Source organism: Streptomyces ureilyticus (assembly GCF_011045025.1).
Classification (GTDB): Bacteria; Actinomycetota; Actinomycetes; order Streptomycetales; family Streptomycetaceae; genus Streptomyces; species Streptomyces ureilyticus.
In genome coordinates this window covers 1-25,293 of record NZ_JAAKZX010000027.1, presented here as the reverse complement: position 1 = coordinate 25,293, position 25,293 = coordinate 1, and the positions used below count along the sequence as shown (strand labels likewise).

Genomic DNA, 25,293 nt, shown 5'->3' with positions numbered 1-25,293 from the left:
CTGAATCGTGGAGAACCTGATTGCGCTGCTGGTAGCGGCGCCTCTGCTCGGAGCGGCCGTACTGCTGTGCGGTGGCCGTCGGCTCGATGCCGTCGGCCACTGGATCGGCACCGTCCTCGCGGCCGCCTCTTTCGTGATCGGCGCGATCCTCTTCGCCGACATGCTCGGGAAGGGCGCGGAAGAACGGGAGATGACCCAGCACCTGTTCAGCTGGGTCCCCGTAGAGGGCTTCCAGGCGGACGTCGCCTTCCAGCTCGACCAGCTGTCGATGACGTTCGTCCTGCTGATCAGCGGCGTCGGCTCGCTGATCCACGTGTACTCGATCGGGTACATGGAGCACGACGAGCGGCGCCGCCGCTTCTTCGGCTATCTGAACCTGTTCCTCGCGGCGATGCTGCTGCTCGTCCTCGCCGACAACTACCTGCTGCTGTATGTCGGCTGGGAGGGCGTCGGCCTCGCCTCGTACCTGCTGATCGGCTTCTGGCAGCACAAGCCCAGCGCTGCCACGGCCGCGAAGAAGGCCTTCCTGGTCAACCGCGTCGGCGACATGGGCCTTTCCATCGCGATCATGCTGATGTTCGCCTGGTTCGGCACCTTCGCCTTCGGGCCCGTACTGGAGGCGACGGGCGAGACGAGCGAGGGTAAGCTCACCGCCATCGGCCTGATGCTGTTGCTCGCCGCCTGCGGCAAGTCCGCCCAGGTGCCGTTGCAGTCCTGGCTCGGGGACGCGATGGAGGGCCCGACCCCGGTCTCGGCCCTCATCCACGCCGCGACGATGGTGACCGCGGGCGTGTACCTGATCGTCCGCTCCGGCGCGATCTTCAACGGAGCGCCGGACGCCCAGCTGGCCGTCACCGTCGTCGGCGCCGTCACGCTCCTGTTCGGTGCGATCGTCGGTTGTGCGAAGGACGACATCAAGAAGGCGCTGGCCGGCTCGACCATGTCGCAGATCGGCTACATGATCCTCGCCGCGGGCCTCGGCCCCATCGGCTACGTCTTCGCGATCATGCACCTGGTGACGCACGGCTTCTTCAAGGCCGGGCTCTTCCTCGGCGCCGGTTCGGTCATGCACGGCATGAACGACGAGGTCGACATGAGGAAGTACGGCGGCCTCAGGAAGTACATGCCGGTCACCTTCGTCACCTTCGGTCTCGGCTACCTCGCCATCATCGGTTTCCCCGGTCTGTCCGGCTTCTTCTCCAAGGACAAGATCATCGAGGCTGCCTTCGCCAAGGGCGGCACCGAGGGCTGGATCCTCGGCGGCGTGGCCCTCCTCGGCGCGGCCATCACCGCCTACTACATGACGCGCGTGATGCTGATGACGTTCTTCGGAGAGGAGCGCTGGCGGCACGCTCCGACGCCGTCCCCGGCCGAGCCGAGCGTGGAGCCGGCTGCCGAGACACATGGCGAGCACGCTGAACCGCATCCGCACGAGTCGCCCAGTTCCATGACGATCCCCATGATCGTGCTGGCCTTCGGGTCGGTGTTCGCGGGAGCGTTCTTCGGTATCGGCGACCGGTTCATCCACTGGCTGGAGCCCGTCACCGACCATGCGCACGGGCACCCGCCGGTCAGCGCCCTCACAGTCACCCTCTCCACGGTGGCCGTGATGGTCATCGGCGTCGGCGTCGCCTACGCCCAGTACGGGCGCCGTCCTGTGCCCGTCGCCGCCCCGCGCGGCTCCCTGCTCACCAGGGCCGCCCGGCGTGACCTCCTCCAGGACGACTTCAACCACGTCGTCCTCGTACGCGGCGGAGAGCACCTCACACGCTCTCTGGTGTACGTCGACCACACCCTGGTCGACGGGGTCGTCAACGGCACGGCGGCCTCGATGGGCGGCCTCTCCGGACGGCTGCGCAGGCTGCAGAACGGCTTCGCACGCTCGTACGCGGTCTCGATGTTCGGCGGTGCGGCGGTCCTCATCGCCGCGACCCTGCTGATGAGGGCGGTCTGATACCGATGTCCTTTCCACTGCTGACAGCGACGGCGGCGCTCCCGGCCCTCGGGGCGATCGCCACGGCCGCCGTGCCGGCCGCGCGCCGCACCGCCGCCAAATGGCTGGCGCTGCTGGTCTCGCTCGCCACCCTGGTACTCGCCGTGGTGGTCCTGGTCCGCTTCGAGCCCGGCGGCGACCGCTACCAACTCACCGAATCCCACGCCTGGATCGCGGACTTCGGGGTGCGCTACGAGCTGGGTGTGGACGGCATCGGGGTGGCGCTGATCGCGCTGACCGCGCTGCTGATCCCCTTCGTGATCCTCGCGGGCTGGCATGACGCCGACCCGCTGGAGACCCGCAGCAGCCGCTGGCGTCCGACACAGGGCTTCTTCGCCCTGATCCTCGCCGTCGAGGCGATGGTGATCCTCTCCTTCGAGGCCACCGACGTCTTCCTCTTCTACATCTTCTTCGAAGCCATGCTCATCCCGATGTACTTCCTCATCGGCGGCTTCGGAGACCGCGCCCACGCGGGCACGGACGAGAAGGCGGCGGCCCAACGCTCGTACGCCGCCGTGAAGTTCCTCCTCTACAACCTGGTCGGCGGCCTGATCATGCTGGCCGCCGTGATCGGTCTCTACGTAGTGGCCGGAAACTTCTCGCTCCAGGAGATCGCCGAAGCCCGGGCCAACGGCACGCTGGACATGGCGACCAACACCGAACGCTGGCTCTTCCTGGGCTTCTTCTTCGCGTTCGCCGTGAAGGCACCCCTGTGGCCGCTGCACACCTGGCTGCCGAACGCCATGGGGGAGGCCACCGCCCCGGTCGCCGTACTGATCACGGCGGTCGTCGACAAGGTCGGCACCTTCGCGATGCTGCGCTTCTGCCTCCAGCTCTTCCCGGAGGCATCGAAGTGGGCGACGCCGGTCATCCTCGTACTCGCCCTGATCAGCATCGTCTACGGGGCGTTGCTCGCGGTCGGTCAGCGTGACATCAAGCGGCTGGTGGCGTACGCGTCGATCTCGCACTTCGGGTTCATCATCATGGGCATCTTCGCGATGACCAGCCAGGGCCAGTCGGGCGCGACGCTCTACATGGTCAACCACGGGATCTCGACCGCCGCCCTGATGCTGGTGGCCGGCTTCCTGATCTCGCGGCGCGGCTCGCGGCTGATCGCCGACTACGGAGGAGTGCAGAAAGTCGCCCCGGTACTCGCCGGCACCTTCCTGATCGGCAGCCTCGCGACCCTCTCGCTGCCCGGCCTCGCGCCCTTCGTGAGTGAATTCCTGGTCCTGGTCGGCACGTTCACGCGCTACCCGGTGATCGGGATCATCGCCACCTTCGGCATCGTCCTTGCCGCGCTCTACACCCTGGTCCTCTACCAGAGGACGATGACGGGCCCGGTGAAGCCCGAGGTATCGGCCATGCCCGATCTGAGGGTGCGGGAACTGGTGGTCGTCACCCCGCTGATCGCCCTGTTGATCTTCCTGGGCGTCTTCCCGAAGCCGCTCACCGACATCGTCAACCCGGCGGTCGAGCACACCATGTCCGACGTTCAGAAGCAGGACCCCAAGCCTGAGGTGGAGGCGGCCAAGTGAGCGCAACAGCCGTCCACAGCCTGTGGACAATGGCGGCCGATCCGATCGAGAAGATCGACGCGCCCAAGATCGAATACGGGCAGTTGTCGCCCACCCTGATCGTCATCGGCGCGGCGATCATCGGCGTGCTCCTCGAGGCGTTCGTGCCGCGCAAGTCCCGTTACTACGCCCAGGTGTTCCTGTCCGTCGTCTCGCTCGCCGCCGCCTTCGCCGCGGTCATCGCGCTCGCGACCAGGGGATACGGCACCACGAAGGCCGGCATCGTGGCGATGGGCGCCATCGCCGTCGACGGGCCGGCGCTCTTTCTGCAGGGAACGATCCTGCTGGCCGGTCTGCTCGGCGTGTTCACCTTCGCGGAACGGCGGCTCGACCCCGTGGCGCACGGCAACCAGGTCGACTCGTTCGCCGCGCAGGCCGCGTCCGTGCCCGGCAGCGACAGCGAAAAGGCCGCGGTGAAGGCCGGGTTCACCACGACCGAGGTGTTCCCGCTGCTCCTCTTCGCCATCGGCGGAATGCTCCTGTTCCCGGCCGCCAATGACCTGTTGACGCTGTTCATCGCCCTGGAAGTCTTCTCACTGCCGCTCTACCTGCTGTGCGCCGTGGCCCGCCGTAAGCGGATCATGTCGCAGGAGGCCGCGGTCAAGTACTTCCTGCTCGGCGCCTTCGCCTCCGCGTTCACGCTCTTCGGTATCGCCCTGCTGTACGGCTACGCGGGCTCGGTGTCGTACGCGACGATCGCGCAGGTCGTCGACGGCTCGATCGAGAACGTGACCCCGGCGCTCGCCGGGACCATGGGCAACGACGCGCTGCTGCTCATCGGCGCCGCGATGCTCGTCATGGGCCTGCTGTTCAAGGTGGGCGCGGTGCCGTTCCACATGTGGACCCCGGACGTGTACCAGGGCGCGCCGACACCGGTGACCGGCTTCATGGCCGCCGCTACCAAGGTGGCCGCCTTCGGGGCGCTGCTGCGTCTGCTGTACGTGGTACTGCCGGGCCTGAGCTGGGACTGGCGGCCGGTGATGTGGGCCGTCGCGATCGTCACCATGCTGGGCGGCGCGATCGTCGCGATCACCCAGACCGACATCAAGCGGCTCCTGGCGTACTCGTCGATCGCCCACGCCGGCTTCATCCTCGCCGGTGTCATCGCCACCTCGGCGGACGGCATCTCGTCCGTGCTCTTCTACCTGGGGGCGTACTCCTTCGTCACGATCGGCGCGTTCGCGGTCGTGACCCTGGTGCGGGACGCCGGCGGCGAGGCCACACATCTGTCCAAGTGGGCGGGGCTCGGACGGCGTTCGCCACTGGTGGCGGCGGTGTTCGCGGTCTTCCTGCTGGCCTTCGCGGGCATTCCGCTCACCTCCGGCTTCGCCGGGAAGTTCGCCGTGTTCAAGGCGGCGGCGGAGGGCGGCGCGGGTGCGATCGTCGTGGTCGGTGTGATCTCGTCGGCCATCGCGGCGTTCTTCTACATCCGAGTGATCGTGCTCATGTTCTTCAGCGAGCCGAAGCCGGAGGGACCGACGGTGGCCGTGCCGTCACCGCTGACGATGACGGCGATCGCGTTCGGCGTGGTGGTCACGCTGGTACTCGGTGTGGCGCCGCAGTACTTCCTGGACCTGGCCGGGCAGGCAGGGGTCTTCGTGCGCTGACGTGTGCACCAGTGCGTTGGGCCCCGGCTCCCTTCACGGGCGCCGGGGCCTTGTACGTATATGGCGAGAGTCGTCGAGATCCATCGAAGGCAGCCTGTGGATAACTCCGAGGCTGTCAGTGGTGGCCCCTATCGTGGACGCAGTAGTCGAGGCACGACGTGCGACGGGGGACAGAGCAATGAGCGGGCTGGGCGGGACTGGCGGGACGGGTGTGATGACCGAAGAGGACAGGGCCGCAAGGTTTGCCGGGCTGGCCGTGGGGCTTGGCGAGAGCAGTGCCGCGGGGCTCGCGGAGAGCGAGGTGCTGGGCACGCTCCGCCGTGTCTTCGGGTACGAGGCGTTCCGCGGCGAGCAGGAAGCGGTCATCGAGCATGTGGTGGACGGCGGCGACGCCGTGGTCCTCATGCCGACGGGCGGCGGCAAGTCGCTCTGCTACCAGATCCCGTCCCTGGTCAGACCCGGTACGGGTGTGGTGGTCTCCCCCCTGATCGCGCTGATGCAGGACCAGGTGGACGCGCTGCGGGCGCTCGGCGTGCGCGCCGGGTTCATGAACTCCACGCAGGACTTCGACGAGCGGCGCGTGGTCGAGGCGGAGTTCCTGGCCGGCGAGCTCGATCTGCTCTACCTCGCACCGGAGCGGCTGCGTCTGGAGTCTTCGCTCGAGCTGCTCGCCCGCGGCAAGATCTCGGTCTTCGCGATCGACGAGGCGCACTGCGTGTCCCAGTGGGGCCATGACTTCCGCCCCGACTATCTGGCGCTTTCCCTGCTGGGCGAGCGCTGGCCCGACGTACCGCGCATCGCACTGACCGCGACGGCCACGGACGCGACGCACCAGGAGATCACACAGCGCCTGGGCATGCCGGACGCCCGCCATTTCGTGGCGAGCTTCGACCGGCCCAACATCCAGTACCGGATCGTGCCGAAGGCCGACCCCAAGAAGCAGCTGCTGTCCTTCCTGAAGGAGGAGCATGCGGGCGACGCGGGCATCGTGTACTGCCTGTCGCGCAACTCCGTGGAAAAGACAGCGGAGTTCCTCTGCCGCAACGGCATCGAGGCGGTGCCGTACCACGCGGGCCTGGACGCGGGCACGCGCGCGGCGCACCAGTCGCGGTTCCTGCGCGAGGAAGGCCTGATCGTCTGCGCCACCATCGCCTTCGGCATGGGCATCGACAAGCCGGACGTACGGTTCGTCGCCCATCTCGACCTGCCGAAGTCGGTCGAGGGCTACTACCAGGAGACGGGCCGCGCGGGCCGCGACGGACTCCCGTCCACGGCCTGGATGGCGTACGGCCTGAACGACGTCATACAGCAGCGCAAGCTGATCCAGTCCGGTGAGGGCGACGAGGCGTTCCAGCGGCGGGCCGCGGCGCACCTCGACGCGATGCTCGCGCTGTGCGAGACCGTCCAGTGCCGCCGAGCCCAACTGCTCGCCTACTTCGGCCAGGACGCTGAGACCACGGCGTGCGGGAACTGCGACACATGCCTGGTCTCTCCGGAGACGTGGGACGGCACGGTCGCGGCCCAGAAGGTGCTGTCCACGGTGGTGCGACTGCAGCGCGAGCGGGGCCAGAAGTTCGGGGCGGTCCAGATCGTCGACATTCTGCTCGGGAACAGAACCGCCAAGGTCATACAGTTCGACCACGACCAGCTGTCCGTGTTCGGCATCGGCGAGGAGCTGTCCGAGGGCGAATGGCGCGGTGTCGTACGGCAGTTGCTGGCACAGGGGCTGCTTGCGGTCGAGGGCGAGTACGGGACGCTGGTGCTGACCGAGGCGAGCGGCACGGTGCTGCGGCGTGAGCGGGAGGTTCCGCTGCGCAAGGAGCCGAAGAAGCCGGTGACCACGAAGTCGGCGTCGCCCAGGGGCGAGCGCAAGCCCAAGGCCGCGGCGGTCGAACTGCCCGAAGAGCTGGTCCCCGTCTTCGAGGCCCTGCGCACGTGGCGTGCCGCGCAGGCCAAGGAGCAGGGTGTTCCGGCGTACGTCATCTTCCACGACGCGACACTTCGGGAGATCGCCACCGTGGGGCCCACATCCATCGTGGAGTTGGGCGCGATCAGCGGAGTGGGCGAGAAGAAGCTCGCGACGTACGGGGACGGGGTGCTCGGGGTGCTTGCCTCCCTGGCTCCGGACTCGCCCGTGTCACCGGCTTCCGCGGCCGAGGGCGGGGACTCGGGGGAGCGGGAGCCGGATCCGGAGGACTGGGGCGAGCCCGATGAGCAGGATGGGCCGGACGACTGGATATAGCGGCCGGGTGGGACGGACGGCCAGGTGAGGCAGAGCGCATTTGGGAGGTACTCACACGCTCTGCCCAGGTGAGGCAGAGCGGATGAGAGTGGTACTCACACGCTCGGTACGACCTGGCCCGTCACCTCGCCCAGTCCCACCCGGGTTCCGTTCGGCCCCGGTGCCCAGGCCGTCAGCGTGACGACGTCGCCGTCCTCGAGGAACGTCCGCTTGCCGTCCGGGAGTTCGAGAGTGTCGCGTCCGTTCCAGGTCAGCTCCAGCAGTGACCCGCGTTCGCGCTCGTCGGCTCCGCTCACCGTTCCCGAACCGTAGAGGTCGCCGGTGCGCAGGGAGGCGCCGTTCACCGTCATATGGGCCAACTGCTGGGCGGCGGTCCAGTACATGGTGGAGAAGGGCGGCTCGGAGATGACATGGCCGTTGAGGGCGACGGAGATGCGCAGGTCGTAGCCGCCGGGTTCCTCGGAGGCGTCGTCCAGGTAGGGAAGCAGGGGGTGAGTACGGGGCGGGGGTGCGACACGGGCGTCGTCCAGGGCGTCGAGCGGCGTGATCCAGGCCGACACCGACGTGGCGAAGGACTTGCCGAGGAAGGGGCCGAGGGGGACGTACTCCCAGGCCTGGAGGTCGCGCGCGGACCAGTCGTTGAGGAGGCAGAGGCCGAAGACATGGTCGCGGAAGTCGCTCAGCGGCACCCGTGAGCCCGTGGCGGAGGGCGTACCCACCACGAAGCCGACCTCTGCCTCGATGTCCAGGCGGACGGACGGCCCGAAGACCGGCTCGGGGTCCGTGGGGGCCTTGCGCTGGCCACAGGGGCGCACCACGTCCGTGCCGGACACCACCACGGTGCCGGACCGGCCGTGATAACCGATCGGCAGGTGCTTCCAGTTGGGGGTGAGGGAGTCGGCGGCGTCGGGGCGGAAGATCTTGCCGACGTTGCGGGCGTGGTTTTCCGATGCGTAGAAGTCGACGTAGTCCGCGACCGCGAAGGGGAGGTGCAGGGTGACTTCGGAGAGCGGGTGCATCAGGGGTTCGACGGTCTCCCGGTGGGCGGGCACGGTCAACCACGCCGTGATCGCTCGTCGCACGTCCGACCAGGCCGTACGGCCCGCCGCGAGCAGCGGGTCGAGCGAGCGGCGGGCCAGCAGCCTGACGTACGGGGAGCCGAGCGCCCGGGCCGCGCCGCCCGCGTCGAGGACGTGGTCGCCCAGCCGGACGCCGACACCGCGCTCCGCGGAGCCGACCGGGGAGAACACGCCGTACGGAAGATTGTGCGGACCGAAGGGATCACCCTCGGGGACCTCGAAGAGGGGCATCGGATGCTGCCTCGCTTTCCGTGTGGGTGGGGATCACGTTACTGGGGCGTCGTAGGACCTGCGGTGACTCGGGGGATGGTCGAGGTTTCGGACGACGTCCGGTTCGGGCCGGGTCGTTGGGCCGTTCGATCCGTATTCTCTGATCATGGCCGCACCGATCGCATATTCACTCATCGCCACTGACCTGGACGGAACGCTGCTCCGCGGCGACGACACTCTCTCCGACCGGTCACGGACCGCGCTGGCGATGGCGGCCACGGCGGGGGCCCGGCACATAGTCGTGACCGGGCGCCCAGCCCCGCGCGTACAGCCGTTGCTCGACGACCTGGGAGGTCAGGGGCTGGCGGTCTGTGGGCAGGGGGCGCAGTTGTACGACGCCGGGGCCCACCGCATGGTGTGGTCGGTGACCCTCGACCGGGAGCTGGCCGAGACGGCGCTCGGCAAGATAGAGGCGGAGGTCGGGGACGTGTATGCGGCCGTGGACCAGGACGGTGTCGACGGGCTCACGTTGATCGAACCGGGTTACGAGATGCCCCATCCGACGTTGCCGGCGGTTCGGGTTCCCCGCCGCGACGACCTCTGGACGCAGCCCATCAGCAAGGTGTTGCTGCGCCATCCGTGCCTGACGGACGACGAGTTGGCGTCGGCGGCTCGCGGAGCGGTCGGTTCCCTCGCCTCCGTCACGATGTCCGGCCCCGGCACCGTCGAACTTCAGCCATGCGGAGTGACCAAGGCGACGGGCCTCGCCCTCGCCGCCGCCCACCTCGGTCTCACCCGCACCACAACGATCGCCTTCGGTGACATGCCCAACGACATCCCCATGTTCGACTGGGCAACCCACGGCGTAGCGATGGCCAATGCCCACCCCGGCCTCAAGGCGGTGGCGGACGAGGTGACCCTCTCGAACGAGGAGGACGGGATCGCGGTGGTGCTGGAGCGGCTGTTCCACTCTGCGGCGACCGTCACAGAAACAGCTCCTCGAATGCTCGGGCGTACGCCCTGAGGCCGCCCTGCGGGCGGGTGATCTCCGAGGCGGTGGGAGCGGAACCTTCCGTGCCGTGTGCTTCGTTGTCGTTGCAGGTCGCTGGGAAGATACCGCCAGTGATCCGATAGTGCCTGGTCTGGACGGGCGGGCGCTCACTGTGATCGAAAGGCGACCGGATACGCTGACTTGAGTGCGAGCAGTGACACATCGACAAACACCCACAGCACGCATGACACACAGAACACAAACAGCATCCAAAGACACACCAGCAGCAACAGCACCAAGAGCACGCAGAGACCGCCCTTGAGAGCGTCAGCAGACAGGAGACCCTCGTGACCGTCGTCGGGCCGTTCGGGCTGAGCGTGCGGGACCAGGCTCTCGAAGCCGATGTCCAGGCCGGATTGGCGGCTGTCGAGGGAGGCCTGATCGAGGCCACCAAGAGCGAGGTCCCGTTCATCACGGAAGCCGCACAGCACCTGGTGCGCGCGGGCGGCAAGCGGTTCCGGCCACTTCTCGTGATGCTCGCCGCGCAGTTCGGGGACCCGTACGCGCCGGGTGTCGTGCCCTCGGCCGTGGTCGTGGAGCTGACCCACCTCGCCACGCTGTACCACGACGACGTGATGGACGAGGCGGACGTACGCCGCGGAGTGCCCAGCGCGAACACTCGCTGGGGCAACTCGGTAGCGGTGCTCACCGGCGACTTCCTGTTCGCGCGCGCCTCGCACATCCTGGCCGACCTCGGGCCGGAGGCGGTACGGATCCAGGCCGAGGCGTTCGAGCGCCTGGTCACCGGCCAGATCCTGGAGACGGCCGGACCGCGCGACGGACGCGATCCGATCGACCACTACCTGGACGTGATCGGCGGCAAGACCGGCTCACTGATCGCCGTGTCGGGACGCTTCGGCGCGATGATGTCGGGCGCCGACGAGACCGTGGTGGACGTGCTCACGCAATACGGGGAGAGGCTGGGTGTCGCCTTCCAGCTCGCCGACGACGTACTGGACATCGCCAGCGATTCGCACGAGTCCGGCAAGACGCCGGGCACCGACCTGCGCGAAGGCATCCCCACCCTCCCCGTGCTGCGGCTGCGTGAGCGGGTGGAGCGGCTCGGTCTGGCCGAGGACATCGCACTGTCCGAGCTGCTCGACTCGGACCTGACGGACGACGCCCGGCATGCCGAGGCGCTCTCCCTTCTGCGTGCCCATCCGGCCCTGGAGCAGGCCCGCCGCGACACCGTGCGGTACGCCGAGGAGGCCCGCTCCACGCTCGCGCCGCTCCCCGAGTGCGGTGCGAAGGCGGCGCTGGTGGAGCTGTGCGACGCGGTGGTGCACCGGGCGGGCTGATCCCCCCCCGCAGCCCCTGAACGAGGGGCCCGTACCAGGCTCCCGGCCCAGGGTTCCTTCCAGGCTCCTGATTCAGAGTGACGCACGTCACATAGTTGGATCGAGTCCAGACTCAGATCCACTCCGTAACAAAGCCCAGAAGCTGACGCAGGGGGTGTCAGCTGAGTTACGGGGAGAAAACAGAATCATGGGGACATTCATTACGTCCGCGAAGCGTCGCAAGAGCCTGGTCATCTCCGGTGTCGCGGTGGTCGCCGCGGCCGGTGTCGCCGCCGCCGTCATCCCGGCGGTGGCCGACAGCGGGAACCGGTCCAACGGCAACGCCAAGGGCAAGGGCGCCAACCACGCGCAGCACGGGGGCCAGTCCATCGAGGTGCAGAACGGCCTCGCGGGCGGCGGTGGCAGTGGCGGCACCATCCTCGCCGCAAGCCTCAACGGTGCGAACGAGGTGCCGGTCCAGGGCGGCCCCGCCGTCGGCGACAAGGACGGCGCGGCGCTTCAGTTCGTGAAGGTCAAGGGCGACAAGGTGTCCGTCGCGGTCAAGTGGCGCGGTACCGGCCAGCCGCGTGGTCACCCGTTCGGGTGGCGGTAGTCGGTCAAGTCTCCCCGGCTGGGCCTGGGTTGGTACGTTTGGCTGGCGCCGCTTCGGTTCGGCGTGTGGGCGGCTCTCCTCGGTGAGTTGCCCCGGTCGCCGGGAGGGTGGTCGTCAGACGGGCAAGTACCCGTCAAACTCCCCGGAGTGATCCAAGGGAGAGTCTTCAACTGCTGGGGCAACCCGTAGCGGAAGAGAACTCCAAGAGTGCAAGAAGGTGGAACCGAAGCCTTCGCCCAAGGTGATGTGCGGCCGCCATGCGCGGCCGCACCACCCAACTCCCCGTTCTCACTGCGGCCGTGGATCGCACCGGACCGCAGCGCGGTCACCGGTGCGCTGATCTCCAAGGCTCCGAACGGCGACAAGAACATCCCGGAGCTGGACCTCAAGGCCATTCAGTCCGGCAAGCACCGCGGGCTGTTGGCCGGTACGGCCGAGATCCTTCGGCTGAACACCGTGGGCGGGGTGGCTCCTGCCGGGCCCTGTGAAGAAGGGGCCATCGTGGGTGTGCCGTACGGGGCGGACTACGTGTTCATCAACCGGTGATCCACGGGCTGTTGAGCCGGCAGTCCATGGCTGGCGAGCCGGTGATTCACGGCCTGTTCAGGAAGTGATCCGCGGCCTGTTGAGGCGATGACCGACCGGCTCTGAACTGCCTTTCGGGCGGCGTCTTCCCGCACGACCCCTACGGGGTGGGGGAGGCGCCGCCCACTCGTGTCATACCCCAGCAGTACACAGAGTTGGCTCCGAGGTCTGACGCTTCTCATCGGCCGATTTGGTCTGATTGGAAACACCACTTCACAGGAGTTCGGGTGACAATGGCGGCCGGGGTGGACGAGTGCGTGACGGTAAGCCGCCGCCGACGACGGAGGTAGGGCACACATGGCACCGTACGAATCCGACGACAACACGAACGAGGAGCTGCGAACCGGCCGGCGCAAAGCGGCGCGGTACGTCGTTCCCGTCGCGGTGGTGGGGCTGGCGGCGGCGACCATCGGGCTGGTCCCGGCGTTCGCGGGCTCCGGCGACCCTGACCTGCCGGACATCACCGCTGAGCAACTCATAGAGAAGATCGCCGCGTCCGACGTACAGCAGCTGTCCGGCACGGTGAAGGTCAGCACGAATCTGGGTCTGCCGGACCTCGGCGGCCTGGAAAGCAGCCTCGCTCCGGGTGGCGGCGGCGCCGGCGGTTCCGAGGACGAGGGTTCCTCCGCCGATCCTTCGACCAAGCTCATGGAACTCGCGTCCGGCACGCACACGTTGCGGGTCGCGGCCGATGGCCCGGACAAGCACAAGGTGTCGCTGCTGGACAAGGCCGCCGAGTACAGCCTGATCCACAACGGCGACGAGGTGTGGGCGTACGACAGCGCGTCCAACGAGGCGTTCCACATGAAGGACGCTTCCGGTGCCACCGAGGACAAGGGCAAGAAGGAAGAGGCGCCGAAGGACGTCCCGACCACGCCCAAGGAGATGGCCGACGAGGCGTTGAAGGCGGTCGACGACACGACGTCCGTGAAGGTCGACGGCACCGCCCAGGTCGCGGGCCGCGATGCGTACAGGCTGGTCATCAAGCCGAAGCAGTCCGGTTCGACGGTTGGTCAGATCACCATAGCCGTGGACTCCAAGACCGGTATGCCGCTGAAGTTCACGCTGACACCGGCGAGCGGTGGCGCGGCCGTCGTGGACGCGGGCTTCACCAAGGTCGACTTCAGCAAGCCGGATGCGTCCACCTTCGACTTCAGCCCGCCGAAGGGTGCGAAGGTCACCGAGGGCGACGAGGCGAAGGTCGAGGAGCAGGCGCGTCCGAAGGCCGAAGAGGACCTGGGCCAAGGGCTCGAAGGGCTCAAGACCATAGGCGAGGGCTGGACCACCATCGCCCGGTTCGACACCGGCGGCGAGGGCATACCGTCGGAGGCCGGCGCCGCGGGCGGCTTCCTCGACTCGCTGGGCACGAAGGTGAGCGGCAAGTTCGGCTCGGGCACGGTCTTCTCGACCCGTCTGGTCAACGCGCTCATCACGGACGACGGCCAGGTGTACGCGGGCGCCGTCACGAAGGACGCACTGGTGAAGGCGGCCAACGCCGCGAAGTAACAGGCAGAGGACGACAGGTGGTTGGCGCCCGGCCGGAGGATTCTGGTCGGGCGCCAACGGGGAGTTGAGGAAGTCGATGGCGGAACGGGCCACCGTGGAACCGGACACCGGATCGGACTCCGGGCCGGACAGCCGGCCGGAAACCGGACCGGACACGGTGATCGCCACCCGTGCGCTCACCAAGCGCTACCGCGGCGGGCAACTCGCCGTCGACGGCCTCGATCTGGCCGTACCGGCGGGCAGCGTCTTCGGCTTCCTGGGGCCGAACGGCTCCGGCAAGACGACCACCATCAGAATGCTGATGGGCCTGATCGAGCCGACCTCGGGCACGGCACGCGTCCTGGGACAGCCCATGCCGCGCGCCACCCGGACGGTGCTCCCGCAGGTGGGCGCGCTGATCGAGGGACCGGCGCTGTACGGGTTCCTGTCCGGCCGCGACAATCTCCTGCGGTACGACTCCGCCGACCCGACCGCCGATCCCCGCACCCGGCGTACGCGCGTCGCGGCCGCCCTCGACCGGGTCGGACTGACGGCCGCCGGGAGCAAGAAGGCGAAGGCCTACTCGCTGGGCATGAAGCAACGGCTCGGGCTGGCGGCGGCACTGCTCCAGCCGCGCCGGTTGCTGGTCCTGGACGAGCCGACCAACGGGCTCGATCCGCAGGGCATGCGCGAAATCCGTTCGCTGGTACGGGAGTTGGCGTCCGACGGTACGACCGTGTTCCTGTCCTCGCATCTGCTGGACGAGATCGAGCAGGTGTGCTCGCACGCCGCGGTGATGGCGCAGGGACGGCTGATCACCCAGGGCCCGGTGGCCGAGCTGGCGGCCGGCGCCCGTGGCCGCCTGGTCGTCACGACGCCGGATGCGGGCGACGCGGCCCGCGTACTGAAGGAGCAGGGCGTCGCCGACGTCGTCGTCGAGGAGGACCGGGTGACCGGCGAGCCTCCGGACGACCGCGACCGCGACCTCGCTGAGGTGAACGCGGCGTTGGTGTCGGCAGGCGTCCGGGTACGAGGCTTCGGGCTCGAACGGGCTTCGCTGGAGGACGCGTTCGTGGCGCTTACGGGGGAGGGCTTCGATGTCGCGGGCTGAAGCATCCGAGGTCAGTGGGGTTTCGGGGATCTCGGAGGTTTCCGAGATCACTGACGTCGCCGCGGGCTCCGGCACCGCCGAGGTCGTCGGCGTACGGAAGCCGAGCGTGCTGTGGACCCTCGGCCTGCTGCGCAACGAGTTGGTGACCACCCTGCGCCGGTGGCGGACGATCGCGCTGCTGGGAGTGCTGGCCGCGGTGCCGGTGCTGGTCGGGATCGCCGTGAAGATCGAGACGAGTGACGGTGGAGGCGGAGGCGGCGGGGGACCGGCGTTCGTCTCCCAGATCACCAACAATGGACTGTTCCTGGTGTTCACGGCGCTCGCCGCGACGCTGCCCTTCTTCCTGCCGATGGCGATCGGCGTCATCGCGGGCGACGCGATAGCGGGCGAGGCGAACGCCGGCACGCTGCGCTACCTGCTGGTCGCGCCTGCGGGGCGTACGCGGCTGCTGCTCACCAAGTACGCGACCACACTGGCCTTCTGCGTCGTGGCGACGCTTGTCGTGGCGGTGTCGGCGCTGATCGTGGGTGCCCTGCTGTTCCCGCTCGGCGAGCTGACGACGATCTCCGGCACGCGGATCAGCTTCGGTGAAGGGCTGGGGCGGGCGTTTCTGATCGCGCTGATCGTCGCCGCGTCGCTGATCGGGATAGCGGCGCTCGGCCTGTTCATCTCGACGCTCACCGGCAGCGGCATAGCGGCGATGGCGACGACCGTGGGCCTGCTGATCACCATCCAGATCCTCGACCAGATACCCCAACTCCACGCGATACAGCCGTACTTCTTCTCGCACTACTGGCTGTCCTTCGCGGACCTGATGCGCGATCCGGTGTACTGGGACGATCTGCTCCGCAACCTCGGCCTCCAGGGCCTGTACGCAGCGGTGTTCGGCACGGCGGCGTGGGCACGGTTCACGACGAAGGACATCACTGCCTGACCGACCACCGTCGACCGATCACCGTCTGGCCGCTCAGCGCCTGTCCAGCGGGTTGCATGGGCGGGGCGCTCAGTGGACGCAGAATTCGTTGCCCTCCGGGTCCGTCATGATGACCCACTCGCCGCCGGGTTCCTTCACCTCGCGCTGCACGGCCGCCCCCAGGTCGGTCAGCCGCGCGACCTCGGCCTCGCGTTGCCCGGGCTCGGCGTGTACGTCGATGTGCAGCCGGTTTTTGATGGTCTTCGGCTCCGGTACGCGCTGGAAAAGCAGGCGTCGGCCGAGGCCCGTGCCGCTCTCCTTGTCGTACGGGTCCTCCGGGTGCCGTACGGCGATGAGGTCGCGCCAGGCCTTGCGGCCGTGGGACTCGACGGTGAGATCGGGCGGTACGGCGCCGAAGCCCAGCAGGCGTTCGATGAGGGCGCTGTTGTCCTCGACTTCGTAGCGGAGGGCGGCGGCCCAGAAGTCGGCCTGGGCGTGCGGGTCGGCGGCGTCGATGACGAGCTTCCAGTGCAGGGGCGTGGGCGACTGAGTCATGGAGGGACGGTACGTCGGATGGGGGTTCCGCACGGGGTTTTCGCCCCGCTACCCCTGCCCTCTCCCACTCTCGGCGGCGTCATACGCCGCGGCTAATTCGATTGATGAGCCTTGGAAGCTGCCGCAGGCTGGCCATGGTTACAAGAGGACGACACCGACCCTCCATCGAGTAACCGCATGTGCCTCGCCGCCCTCTGTCTCGAAGGAGTCCCGCCATGGGCACCCGTGCCTGGGCCCTGCTGCTCGTTCTCTGCGGAACGATCTTCCTAGAGGGCATCGACGTCGCCATGCTGGCCGTCGCGATCCCCTCCATCCGAGCCGATCTCGACCTGTCCACGAACGCGGCGGCGTGGGTGATCAGCGCGTACGTGCTCGGCTACGCCGGCTTCACCCTGCTCGGCGGTCGGGCGGCCGACCTCCTGGGCAGACGCCGGATGTTCCTCACCTGGCTGACCGTCTTCCTCGCCTTCTCGGGTCTCGGCGGGTTCGCCACGGAAGGCTGGATGCTGATCGTCGCCCGTTTCGTCACGGGTGTCTCGGCGGCCTTCATGACTCCGGCCGCGCTGTCCCTGATCACGACCTCGTACGAGGAGGGCCCGCAGCGCAACAAGGCCCTGCTCGTCTTCGCGGGCACGGGGGCCGGCGGCTTCTCCCTCGGCCTGGTCATCGGCGGCCTGTTGACCCAACTCGGCTGGCGCTGGGTCTTCTTCGCACCGGTGCTGCTGGCGGCGGTGATCCTGGCCGCGGCGGTACGCCTGATTCCGGCCGAGACCGGCGGAGGCCGGCAGGGGACAGCGGACGGGCGCCCCCAGCCCCGTACGACAGAAACAGCCGCAGCCGTCGGCGAGATCGCAGCCGACCGCGAGATCGCAGCCGTCCGCCCGGCCGCGACCGGCCACCATGCCGCAGTCAGCCACCAAGGCTTCGACTTCCTCGGCGCCGTTACCGCCGCCGGAGCCATGCTGCTCGCCGCGTACGCCGTCATACGACTCGAACACGGCCTGGACGGTTGGCAGTTGACGATCGGGGCCGCCGTTGTCGCTGCGCTCCTCGCCACCGCGTTCGTCGTCGTCGAACGCCGCAGCCCCGCGCCCCTCGTGCGCCTGGGCATTCTGCGCAAGGCGTCAGTCGTTCGGGCCGACCTCGGGGCGCTGCTCTTCGTCGGCGCCTTCTTCGGCTTCCAGTTCGTCGTCACGCTCTATCTGCAGGAACTGCGCGGCTGTTCCTCCCTCCAGACGGCGATCGCCCTGGTGGTGATGGGCTGCGACGCGATTCTCGCGCCGACGCTCACGCCCCGCCTGGTCAACCGGTTCGGCAACGGCCGGGTGATCCTCGGCGGCTTCGTCCTGGGGATCGTCGCGTACGGGCTCTTCCTGCCGGTCGGCATGGACTGGACGTACGTCGCGATGTTCCCCACCCTGCTCATCGCGGGCATCGCCTTCGCGCTGGCCTACGGTCCGCTCACGATCGCGGCGACGGACGGAGTAACGGAGTCCGAACAGGGCCTGGCGGGCGGCCTGTTGAACACCGCGACCCAGTTCGGCGCGGCGCTCGGCATCTCGGCGGTGACGGCCGTGTACGGCCTGGCCTCCTCCTCGGGTTCGGACCCCGAGTCCACCCTGTCCGCGTTCCGTACGGCACTGATCGTGCCCGTGGCGATGGTGACGCTGGGCGCTCTGCTCTCGTCCTTCGGCTTGCGTGGCGGTCGGGGGAGGCGGGTGGCCGGAGTGACTGCCGGGGCGAGCGACGGAGCTGGCGCCAACCCCGCCCAGAAATCGGTGAGTTGAGGATGCACGGCACGTCACACAGCGCGGTGACCGCCGACATAATGTCCCCATGACGGACACCGCCGCCCCCACCTCCACAGAGCGCACAGAGCGCACCTTGGTCGTCGTCGTGGGGGCCGGTCCCGCCGGTCTCACTGTCGCCAACATCCTGCGTGCCGCCTCCGTCGACTGTGTGGTGCTGGAGACGGAGAGCAGGGAGTTCATCGAACAGCGGCCCCGCGCGGGCTTTCTGGAGGAGTGGGCGGTGCGCGCCCTGGAGCGACGTGGCCTTGCCGACCGGCTGCTGGAGAACGCCCAGGTGCACAGCGAGTGCGAGTTCCGGTTCGCGAGGGAGCGGCACAGGTTCCGGTACGGCGACCTGTCCGGGCACCACCACTTCGCCTATCCTCAGCCGCTGTTGGTGACGGACCTGGTGCGCGTGTACGCGGACGAGCGGGGCGGTGACATCCGTTTCGGCGTACGCGACGTGGAGGTGTACGCCATCGACTCGGATCAGCCTTCGGTGTCGTACACGGATCCGGACACGGGTGAGCGCGTACGACTCGACTGTGCGGCCGTCGCGGGCTGCGACGGTGCGCGCGGTGTCACCCGGGCCTGCCTGCCGCCGGAGCATGTCGGCATCGCCCGGCACGAGTACGGCATCGGCTGGCTGGCGCTGCTCGCCGAGGCGCCGCCGTCCAACGACTGCGTCGTCTTCGGTGTCCACCCACGGGGCTTCGCCGGACATATGGCCCGCAGCCCGCAGGTCACCCGCTACTACCTGGAGTGCCCGCCCGGCGACGACCCCGAGAACTGGTCCCACGAACGCGTCTGGGCCGAGCTCCACGAGCGGCTCGCGGCGGACGGGGCCCAGCCGCTCACCGAGGGGCGGCTGATCGAGAAACGGGTCCTGGACATGCACAACTACGTGGTGGAGCCGATGGGGTACGGGCGGCTGTATCTGGCCGGAGACGCGGCGCACCTCCTGGCGCCGATCGGCGCGAAGGGCATGAACCTCGCGATCCACGACGCCCTGCTGCTCGGCGACGCACTCATCGCGTACTGCGGCAAGGGCGATGAGAGCGGGCTCAGCGGTTACTCGGCTGCCTGTCTGGGGAGGGTGTGGCAGTATCAGGAGTTCTCGATGTGGCTGTCGGACATCTACCACGGAGCCTCGTCCGGCGACCCGTTCCAGGCGGGCATAACCGCGGCCCGGCTGCGGCGGACTCTTGCCTCAGCCGCCGCGGCTGCCGCGTTCGCGGGGTTGTACATCGGCAAGGACGCTGATTACTGACGTACGGGATTGCGGATTACTGACGTACTGACGACGGCAAGGACGCCGATCACCGACTTCGGGCGTCGCTTCAAAGCCTGGGGCTCGAGGCCGGCTTCTGGATCTCCGGGACGTCCACGTCGACGCCCGCCGCCTGCAGAGTCAGCCGCGCCCGGCGTGACGTCCGCAGCGCGTCCCATGTCAGCAGCGACAGCGCGGCCCACACCAGCGCGAACCCGGCCCACCGCTCGGCGGGCATGGCCTCGCGGAAGTACAGGACGCCGAGCAGGAACTGCAGCACCGGTGCCAGGTACTGGAGCAGCCCGAGTGTCGACAGCGGTACGCGGATCGCCGCCGCCCCGAAGCAGACGAGCGGCGCCGCCGTCACCACACCGGTCGCGGCCAGCAGCGCCGCGTGCCCGGCGCCCTCGGCTCCGAACGCCATGTCGCCCTGCCCCGCCAGCCACAGCAGATAGCCGAGCGCGGGCAGGAACTGGATCGCCGTCTCCGCGGCCAGCGACTCCAGACCGCCGAGGTTCACCTTCTTCTTCACCAGCCCGTACGTCGCGAAGGAGAAGGCGAGGCAGAGGGAGATCCAGGGCGGCTGCCCGTACCCGATGGTCAGCACGAGAACGGCGGCGAAGCCGATGCCGACCGCCGCCCATTGGGCGGGCCGCAGCCTCTCCTTCAGGAGCAGAACACCCATCGCGATGGTGACGAGCGGGTTGATGAAGTAGCCGAGGGACGCCTCCACCACATGGCCGGTGTTCACGGCCCAGATGTAGACGCCCCAGTTGATGGTGATCACGGTGGCCGCGATCGCGATCAGGCCCAGTCTGCGCGGCTGCCGCAGCAGTTCGCCGGCCCAGGCCCAGCGCCGTATCACCAGGAGCGCGATCGCGACGAAGCCGAGTGACCACACCATGCGGTGGGCGAGGATCTCGACAGCGCCGGCGGGCTCGAGGAGCGGCCAGAAGAGGGGGACGAGCCCCCACATGCCGTACGCCGCGAAGCCGTTCAGCAGACCTATCCGCCGCTCACCCCTGGTCTCCACCGACACGGCCTCTCCCCTCTCGCGCGGCTGCGAGCGCGCAGCCGTTCACGACGGTAGCGCCGAACGCCCCCGCCTGTCATGGCCGTATCCACGATACGGTCATTACAAGCGAGGGTGGGGAGGATCACCAAGCAGGTCAGCCCTTGAGTGCCGCCGCGATCGAGTCCGCGATCGGGGTGGTCGGGCGGCCGGTCAGCCGGGACAGGTCGCCGCTGGTGACGACCAGCTCGCCCTTCTCGACGGACACGTCCACTCCGGCGATGGTCGCCGCGACCGGTTCGGGCAGGCCGACGCCGGTCAGGATGCCCGTGAAGACCTCGACGGATACGGGGCTGTACGCGATCTCCTTGCCGGACTGCTTGGCCACCTCGGCCGCGTACTCGGCGAAGCTCCAGGCGGTGTCGCCGCCCAGTTCGTACGTCTTGTTCTCGTGGCCCTCACCCGTCAGCACGGCCACGGCGGCGGCCGCGTAGTCCGCGCGGGAGGCCGAGGAGACCCTGCCCTCGCCGGCGGCCTGGACGACGGCGCCGTGCTCCAGGACCTGGCCCAGGCTCTCGGTGTAGTTCTCGTGGTACCAGCCGTTGCGCAGCAGGGTGTACGTCACGCCGGACTCGAGGATCGCGGCCTCGGTGCCCCGATGGTCGTCGGCCAGTGCGGCGGTCAGGCTGCCGGGAGCGCTGGTGTACGCGAGGAGCGCGACTCCGGCGGCCTTGGCGGCTTCGAGGACGGCCTTGTGCTGGCCCACGCGGTCGTTGCCGATTTCGCTGCCGGAGATGAGCAACACCTTGTCGCCGGCGGAGAAGACGTTGTCGAAGGTCTCGGGAGCGCTGTAGTCGGCGATCGCTATCTTCACGCCGCGGGCTGCGTAGTCCGCGGCCTTCTCCTCGCTGCGGGCGACAGCCGTGATCTGGTCGGCCGGGACCTTCTCCAGCAGCCCTTCGATGACGTGACGGCCGAGGTTTCCGGTGGCTCCGGTGACGACGATGCTCATGATGTTGCAGCTCCTTGTGGTGTGGGTACGTACTAACCCTAGGGGCTGCACTAACTATCCGAAAGTACCCACTTTGAAGTAAGGTACTGGCATGGCCGTAAGCGATGTAGTTGTCACCACTCCCGCAGCAGTCAGCAAATGGAACGTCGAGGGCGAGGCGATGTGCCCGCACCGCCTCGTGCTGGAACACGTCACCAGCCGCTGGGGTGTCCTGGTGCTGATCCAGCTCCTGGACCGCCCGCACCGCTTCAGCGAGCTGCGCCGTGCCATCGGGCGCGTCAGCGAGAAGATGCTCACGCAGACGTTGCAGACACTGGAGCGGGACGGACTGGTCCACCGGGACGCCAAGCCGGTGATCCCGCCGAGGGTGGACTACTCGCTGACGGACCTGGGCCGCGAGGCCGCCGAGCAGGTGCAGGCGCTGGCCGACTGGACGTCGCGCCGCATGGACGCGGTGCTGAAGGCGCGCGAAGAGTACGACGCCGCCAGGGGATAGCCCGGCGGCGCCCAAGTCCTCAAGCTCAACTGCCGGTCAGTGGCCCTCAAGCACAACCACCAGTCGGCCCTCTGAAGGCCAACTATCGGTCAGCCCACGACAGTCCAGGTGTCCCCGCCCGCCAGCAGCGCGGCCAGGTCGCCCTTCCCGTTCTGCTCGATCGCCGTGTCCAGCTGGTCCGACATCAGGGTGTCGTACACCGGCCGGTCCACCGAGCGGAAGACGCCGATCGGAGTGTGGTGCAGCGTGTCCGGGTCGGCCAGGCGTGACAGGGCGAACGCCGTCGTGGGGGACGGCGAGTGCGCGTCGTGAACCAGGATCTGCTCCTCGTTCTCCGGGGTGACGGTGACGACCTTCAGGTCGCCCGTCAGCTGATCCCGTACAACCCCCTTCGCGCCGTCCGTTCCGAAGCGGATGGGCTGGCCGTGCTGGAGGCGGATGACCGCCTCCTCGGCCTGCTGCTTGTCCTTCAGGGCCTCGAAGGCGCCGTCGTTGAAGATGTTGCAGTTCTGGTAGATCTCGACCAGGGCCGTGCCAGGGTGGGCGGCGGCCTGGCGCAGGACCTCCGTGAGGTGCTTGCGGTCGGAGTCCACGGTGCGCGCCACGAACGACGCCTCAGCGCCGATGGCCAGCGAGACCGGGTTGAAGGGCGCGTCCAGCGAACCCATCGGCGTCGACTTCGTGATCTTGCCGACCTCGGAGGTCGGGGAGTACTGACCCTTCGTCAAGCCGTAGATCCGGTTGTTGAAGAGCAGGATCTTCAGGTTGACGTTCCGGCGCAGGGCGTGGATCAGGTGGTTCCCGCCGATGGACAGCGCGTCGCCGTCACCGGTGACGACCCATACGGACAGGTCCTGCCGGGACGAGGCCAGGCCCGTCGCGATGGCGGGCGCACGGCCGTGGATGGAGTGCATCCCGTACGTGTTCATGTAGTACGGGAAGCGGGAGGAGCAGCCGATGCCGGAGACGAAGACGATGTTCTCCTTCGCCAGGCCGAGCTGGGGCATGAACCCCTGCACGGCGGCGAGCACCGCGTAGTCACCGCAGCCGGGGCACCAGCGCACTTCCTGATCGGACTTGAAGTCCTTCATGGACTGCTTGGCCTCGGTCTTGGGCACCAGAGAAAGCGCCTCGATCGTGCCCGAGCCTTCCGTGGTCGTCTCAGCCATCGATGGCCTCCTTGAGAGCCGTGGCGAGCTGCTCAGCCTTGAACGGCATACCGTTGACCTGGTTGTAGGAGTGGGCGTCCACCAGGTACTTCGCCCGGACGAGCGTGGCGAGCTGACCGAGATTCATCTCGGGGATCACCACCTTGTCGTAACGCCCCAGCACCTCGCCGAGATTCCGCGGGAACGGGTTGAGATGGCGCAGATGAGCCTGCGCGATGCTCTCCCCGGCCGCGCGCAGCCGTCGTACGGCCGCGGTGATGGGCCCGTACGTCGACCCCCAGCCCAGTACGAGCATCCGCGCGCCGTGCGGGTCATCGACCTCGATGTCGGGGACGTCGATGCCGTCGATCTTCGCCTGGCGCGTACGCACCATGAAGTCGTGGTTGGCCGGGTCGTACGAGATGTTGCCCGTGCCGTCCTGCTTCTCGATGCCGCCGATACGGTGCTCCAGGCCGGGCGTGCCCGGGATCGCCCACGGGCGAGCGAGGGTCTGCGGGTCGCGTCTGTAGGGCCAGAAGACCTCGGTGCCGTCGTCCAGGGTGTGGTTGGGGCCCTGCGCGAACTGCGTGCGCAGGTCCGGGAGTTCGTCGATGTCCGGGATGCGCCAGGGCTCGGAACCGTTGGCCAGGTAGCCGTCGGACAGCAGGAAGACCGGGGTGCGGTAGGTGACCGCGATCCGGGCGGCCTCCAGAGCCGCGTCGAAGCAGTCGGCGGGTGTGCGCGGGGCGACGACGGGGACGGGGGCCTCGCCGTTGCGCCCGTACATCGCCTGCAGCAGGTCCGCCTGCTCGGTCTTCGTCGGCAGGCCGGTGGACGGGCCGCCGCGCTGGATGTCGATCACGAGGAGCGGCAGCTCGAGGCTCACGGCCAGACCGATGGTCTCGCTCTTGAGGGCCACGCCCGGACCGGATGTCGTGGTCACGGCGAGTGAGCCGCCGAAGGCCGCGCCCAGGGCCGCGCCGATGCCGGCGATCTCGTCCTCGGCCTGGAAGGTCCGTACGCCGAAGTTCTTGTGCTTGGACAGCTCGTGCAGGATGTCCGAGGCCGGCGTGATCGGGTACGAGCCCAGGTAGAGCGGCAGGTCCGCCTGGCGGGAGGCGGCGATCAGGCCGTAGGACAGGGCCAGGTTCCCGGAGATGTTCCGGTACGTACCGGTCGGGAACGCCGTCGTGGCCGGGGCGACCTCGTACGAGACCGCGAAGTCCTCGGTGGTCTCGCCGAAGTTCCAGCCCGCGCGGAAGGCGGCGATGTTGGCCGCCGCGATGTCCGGCTTCTTGGCGAACTTCGACTTCAGGAACTTCTCGGTGCCCTCGGTCGGCCGGTGGTACATCCAGCTCAGCAGGCCCAGCGCGAACATGTTCTTGCTGCGCTCGGCCTCCTTGCGGGACAGGTCGAACTCCTTGAGCGCCTCGACCGTCAGCGTGGTGAGGGGCACCGGGTGGACGTGATAGCCGTCCAGGGAGCCGTCGTCCAGCGGGCTAGCCGCGTAGCCGACCTTGGCCATCGCGCGTTTGGTGAACTCGTCCGTGTTGACGATCACCTCGGCGCCGCGCGGCACATCGCCGATGTTGGCCTTCAGCGCGGCCGGGTTCATCGCCACGAGGACGTTCGGCGCGTCGCCCGGCGTGAGGATGTCGTGGTCGGCGAAGTGCAGCTGGAACGACGAGACGCCCGGCAGGGTCCCGGCAGGCGCGCGGATCTCGGCGGGGAAGTTCGGCAACGTCGACAGGTCGTTGCCGAACGACGCCGTCTCCGAGGTGAAGCGGTCGCCGGTGAGCTGCATACCGTCACCCGAGTCCCCCGCGAACCGGATGATCACCCGGTCGAGGCGGCGTACGTCTTTCGCGCCCGCGCCCGCCGGTTTGCGCTGTTCTCCTACGACGGCTCCGTCGGCCTGTTCGGTTGGACTGACCTGGCTGGTCACTGAACTGGACCTCCCTCGAGGCGGCTGTCTGGGAGCGGCCTGCCCGCAAGCGCTCCCACCTTCAACCCTACGTCTGTAAGGGTCGCCTTCCCTCGGCCATTCGCATGATGGACACCACTTTGAGACCGCGTGAGGCCCCGATTTGCCACGACTTATTCACCCTCTGGCCTCTTTTTCTGAGGACGCTCATGGCTCGTCCTACCTTTCAAGGGTGGTTGCTCTGGTCATTCGTAAGATCAGAGGGCCCAGGGGTTCTGGGTATGGCTGTCATGGCGGCGCCGTTGGCAAGGCTCAAAGGACTTGGCCACCCGGAACCCCGCGA

20 protein-coding genes are annotated in these 25,293 nt (G+C 68.5%); 14 read left to right on the top strand and 6 right to left on the bottom strand.

What is annotated here, in order from left to right:
- Positions 1-7 precede the first annotated feature (7 nt).
- The 4 genes from nuoL (at position 8) to recQ (ending at position 7,419) form a co-directional block, all read left to right on the top strand.
- Positions 8-1,954, top strand: coding sequence for an NADH-quinone oxidoreductase subunit L (gene nuoL / locus G6048_RS11585; protein WP_165339406.1), 1,947 nt, complete (start codon positions 8-10; stop codon positions 1,952-1,954).
- A gap of 5 nt (positions 1,955-1,959) precedes the next feature.
- On the top strand, positions 1,960-3,531 hold the full coding sequence (locus tag G6048_RS11580) for an NADH-quinone oxidoreductase subunit M (protein ID WP_165339405.1): 1,572 nt from the start codon (positions 1,960-1,962) through the stop codon (positions 3,529-3,531).
- On the top strand, positions 3,528-5,177 hold the full coding sequence (nuoN, locus tag G6048_RS11575) for an NADH-quinone oxidoreductase subunit NuoN (RefSeq protein ID WP_165339404.1): 1,650 nt from the start codon (positions 3,528-3,530) through the stop codon (positions 5,175-5,177). The genes G6048_RS11580 and nuoN overlap by 4 nt, the downstream gene beginning before the upstream one ends.
- Positions 5,178-5,391: 214 nt before the next feature.
- Complete coding sequence (gene recQ / locus G6048_RS11570) at positions 5,392-7,419, top strand: DNA helicase RecQ (protein ID WP_235989618.1); 2,028 nt, start codon at positions 5,392-5,394, stop codon at positions 7,417-7,419.
- 95 nt (positions 7,420-7,514) lie between these two features.
- On the opposite strand, the gene fahA is transcribed toward recQ, so the two are convergent.
- Positions 7,515-8,729 carry a fumarylacetoacetase gene (gene fahA / locus G6048_RS11565; RefSeq protein ID WP_165339403.1) on the bottom strand — a complete coding sequence of 405 codons (1,215 nt, stop codon included), beginning with the start codon at positions 8,727-8,729 and terminating at the stop codon, positions 7,515-7,517.
- Between the two features lie 145 nt (positions 8,730-8,874).
- Between fahA and G6048_RS11560 the strand changes: the two genes are divergently transcribed.
- The 7 genes from G6048_RS11560 to G6048_RS11530 all read left to right on the top strand — a co-directional run bounded on the left by G6048_RS11560 (position 8,875) and on the right by G6048_RS11530 (position 15,764).
- Positions 8,875-9,732 carry an HAD family hydrolase gene (locus tag G6048_RS11560; RefSeq protein ID WP_165339402.1) on the top strand — a complete coding sequence of 286 codons (858 nt, stop codon included), beginning with the start codon at positions 8,875-8,877 and terminating at the stop codon, positions 9,730-9,732.
- A 314-nt stretch (positions 9,733-10,046) separates the two neighbouring features.
- Positions 10,047-11,057, top strand: a complete 1,011-nt coding sequence (locus tag G6048_RS11555; protein ID WP_165339401.1) for a polyprenyl synthetase family protein — start codon at positions 10,047-10,049, stop codon at positions 11,055-11,057.
- 187 nt (positions 11,058-11,244) lie between these two features.
- Entirely contained in the window at positions 11,245-11,649 is a 405-nt protein-coding gene (locus G6048_RS11550; RefSeq protein WP_235989617.1) for a hypothetical protein, read from the top strand.
- 246 nt (positions 11,650-11,895) lie between these two features.
- On the top strand, positions 11,896-12,195 hold the full coding sequence (locus G6048_RS11545; RefSeq protein WP_328825745.1) for a DUF3455 domain-containing protein: 300 nt from the start codon (positions 11,896-11,898) through the stop codon (positions 12,193-12,195).
- Between the two features lie 336 nt (positions 12,196-12,531).
- Complete coding sequence (locus G6048_RS11540; protein WP_165339400.1) at positions 12,532-13,740, top strand: LolA family protein; 1,209 nt, start codon at positions 12,532-12,534, stop codon at positions 13,738-13,740.
- Positions 13,741-13,816: 76 nt separating this feature from the next.
- Complete coding sequence (locus tag G6048_RS11535) at positions 13,817-14,830, top strand: ABC transporter ATP-binding protein (protein WP_165339399.1); 1,014 nt, start codon at positions 13,817-13,819, stop codon at positions 14,828-14,830.
- Entirely contained in the window at positions 14,817-15,764 is a 948-nt protein-coding gene (locus G6048_RS11530; protein WP_235989616.1) for an ABC transporter permease, read from the top strand. The genes G6048_RS11535 and G6048_RS11530 overlap by 14 nt, the downstream gene beginning before the upstream one ends.
- A 69-nt stretch (positions 15,765-15,833) precedes the next feature.
- On the opposite strand, the gene G6048_RS11525 is transcribed toward G6048_RS11530, so the two are convergent.
- Positions 15,834-16,298, bottom strand: a complete 465-nt coding sequence (locus G6048_RS11525) for a VOC family protein (RefSeq protein ID WP_165339398.1) — start codon at positions 16,296-16,298, stop codon at positions 15,834-15,836.
- A 215-nt stretch (positions 16,299-16,513) separates the two neighbouring features.
- Here G6048_RS11525 and G6048_RS11520 point away from each other — a divergent pair, with 215 nt between their 5' ends.
- Together G6048_RS11520 and G6048_RS11515 are read left to right on the top strand one after the other, a co-directional pair.
- The gene (locus G6048_RS11520) at positions 16,514-18,085 is read left to right on the top strand and encodes an MFS transporter (protein WP_165339397.1); all 1,572 of its coding nucleotides are present in this window, start codon (positions 16,514-16,516) and stop codon (positions 18,083-18,085) included.
- A gap of 49 nt (positions 18,086-18,134) precedes the next feature.
- The gene (locus tag G6048_RS11515) at positions 18,135-19,358 is read left to right on the top strand and encodes a 4-hydroxybenzoate 3-monooxygenase (protein ID WP_165339396.1); all 1,224 of its coding nucleotides are present in this window, start codon (positions 18,135-18,137) and stop codon (positions 19,356-19,358) included.
- Between the two features lie 70 nt (positions 19,359-19,428).
- Here G6048_RS11515 and rarD read toward each other — a convergent pair whose 3' ends face one another.
- Both rarD and G6048_RS11505 read right to left on the bottom strand, forming a co-directional pair.
- The gene (gene rarD / locus G6048_RS11510) at positions 19,429-20,334 is read right to left on the bottom strand and encodes an EamA family transporter RarD (RefSeq protein WP_235989621.1); all 906 of its coding nucleotides are present in this window, start codon (positions 20,332-20,334) and stop codon (positions 19,429-19,431) included.
- 193 nt (positions 20,335-20,527) lie between these two features.
- Positions 20,528-21,382: an SDR family oxidoreductase gene (locus tag G6048_RS11505; protein WP_165339395.1), complete on the bottom strand. Its 855-nt coding sequence runs from the start codon at positions 21,380-21,382 to the stop codon at positions 20,528-20,530.
- Positions 21,383-21,473: 91 nt separating this feature from the next.
- Here G6048_RS11505 and G6048_RS11500 point away from each other — a divergent pair, with 91 nt between their 5' ends.
- Entirely contained in the window at positions 21,474-21,878 is a 405-nt protein-coding gene (locus G6048_RS11500; RefSeq protein WP_165339394.1) for a winged helix-turn-helix transcriptional regulator, read from the top strand.
- An 89-nt stretch (positions 21,879-21,967) separates the two neighbouring features.
- On the opposite strand, the gene G6048_RS11495 is transcribed toward G6048_RS11500, so the two are convergent.
- On the bottom strand, positions 21,968-23,047 hold the full coding sequence (locus G6048_RS11495; protein WP_165339393.1) for a 2-oxoacid:ferredoxin oxidoreductase subunit beta: 1,080 nt from the start codon (positions 23,045-23,047) through the stop codon (positions 21,968-21,970).
- Positions 23,040-24,971 carry a 2-oxoacid:acceptor oxidoreductase subunit alpha gene (locus G6048_RS11490; RefSeq protein WP_165339392.1) on the bottom strand — a complete coding sequence of 644 codons (1,932 nt, stop codon included), beginning with the start codon at positions 24,969-24,971 and terminating at the stop codon, positions 23,040-23,042. Before G6048_RS11490 ends, G6048_RS11495 begins: the two co-directional genes overlap by 8 nt.
- Positions 24,972-25,293: the final 322 nt, after the last annotated feature.

What these genes read in the sequence shown, in the direction of transcription:
- fahA (WP_165339403.1), bottom strand. Translation starts at nt 8,729, where the DNA reads ATGCCCCTCTTCGAGGTCCCCGAGGGTGATCCCTTCGGTCCGCACAAT.
- recQ (WP_235989618.1), top strand. Translation starts at nt 5,392, where the DNA reads ATGACCGAAGAGGACAGGGCCGCAAGGTTTGCCGGGCTGGCCGTGGGG.
- G6048_RS11505 (WP_165339395.1), bottom strand. Translation starts at nt 21,382, where the DNA reads ATGAGCATCGTCGTCACCGGAGCCACCGGAAACCTCGGCCGTCACGTC.
- G6048_RS11500 (WP_165339394.1), top strand. Translation starts at nt 21,474, where the DNA reads ATGGCCGTAAGCGATGTAGTTGTCACCACTCCCGCAGCAGTCAGCAAA.
- G6048_RS11540 (WP_165339400.1), top strand. Translation starts at nt 12,532, where the DNA reads ATGGCACCGTACGAATCCGACGACAACACGAACGAGGAGCTGCGAACC.
- G6048_RS11580 (WP_165339405.1), top strand. Translation starts at nt 1,960, where the DNA reads ATGTCCTTTCCACTGCTGACAGCGACGGCGGCGCTCCCGGCCCTCGGG.
- G6048_RS11530 (WP_235989616.1), top strand. Translation starts at nt 14,817, where the DNA reads ATGTCGCGGGCTGAAGCATCCGAGGTCAGTGGGGTTTCGGGGATCTCG.
- G6048_RS11535 (WP_165339399.1), top strand. Translation starts at nt 13,817, where the DNA reads ATGGCGGAACGGGCCACCGTGGAACCGGACACCGGATCGGACTCCGGG.
- G6048_RS11560 (WP_165339402.1), top strand. Translation starts at nt 8,875, where the DNA reads ATGGCCGCACCGATCGCATATTCACTCATCGCCACTGACCTGGACGGA.
- G6048_RS11520 (WP_165339397.1), top strand. Translation starts at nt 16,514, where the DNA reads ATGGGCACCCGTGCCTGGGCCCTGCTGCTCGTTCTCTGCGGAACGATC.
- G6048_RS11495 (WP_165339393.1), bottom strand. Translation starts at nt 23,047, where the DNA reads ATGGCTGAGACGACCACGGAAGGCTCGGGCACGATCGAGGCGCTTTCT.
- G6048_RS11550 (WP_235989617.1), top strand. Translation starts at nt 11,245, where the DNA reads ATGGGGACATTCATTACGTCCGCGAAGCGTCGCAAGAGCCTGGTCATC.
- G6048_RS11525 (WP_165339398.1), bottom strand. Translation starts at nt 16,298, where the DNA reads ATGACTCAGTCGCCCACGCCCCTGCACTGGAAGCTCGTCATCGACGCC.
- G6048_RS11515 (WP_165339396.1), top strand. Translation starts at nt 18,135, where the DNA reads ATGACGGACACCGCCGCCCCCACCTCCACAGAGCGCACAGAGCGCACC.
- rarD (WP_235989621.1), bottom strand. Translation starts at nt 20,334, where the DNA reads ATGTGGGGGCTCGTCCCCCTCTTCTGGCCGCTCCTCGAGCCCGCCGGC.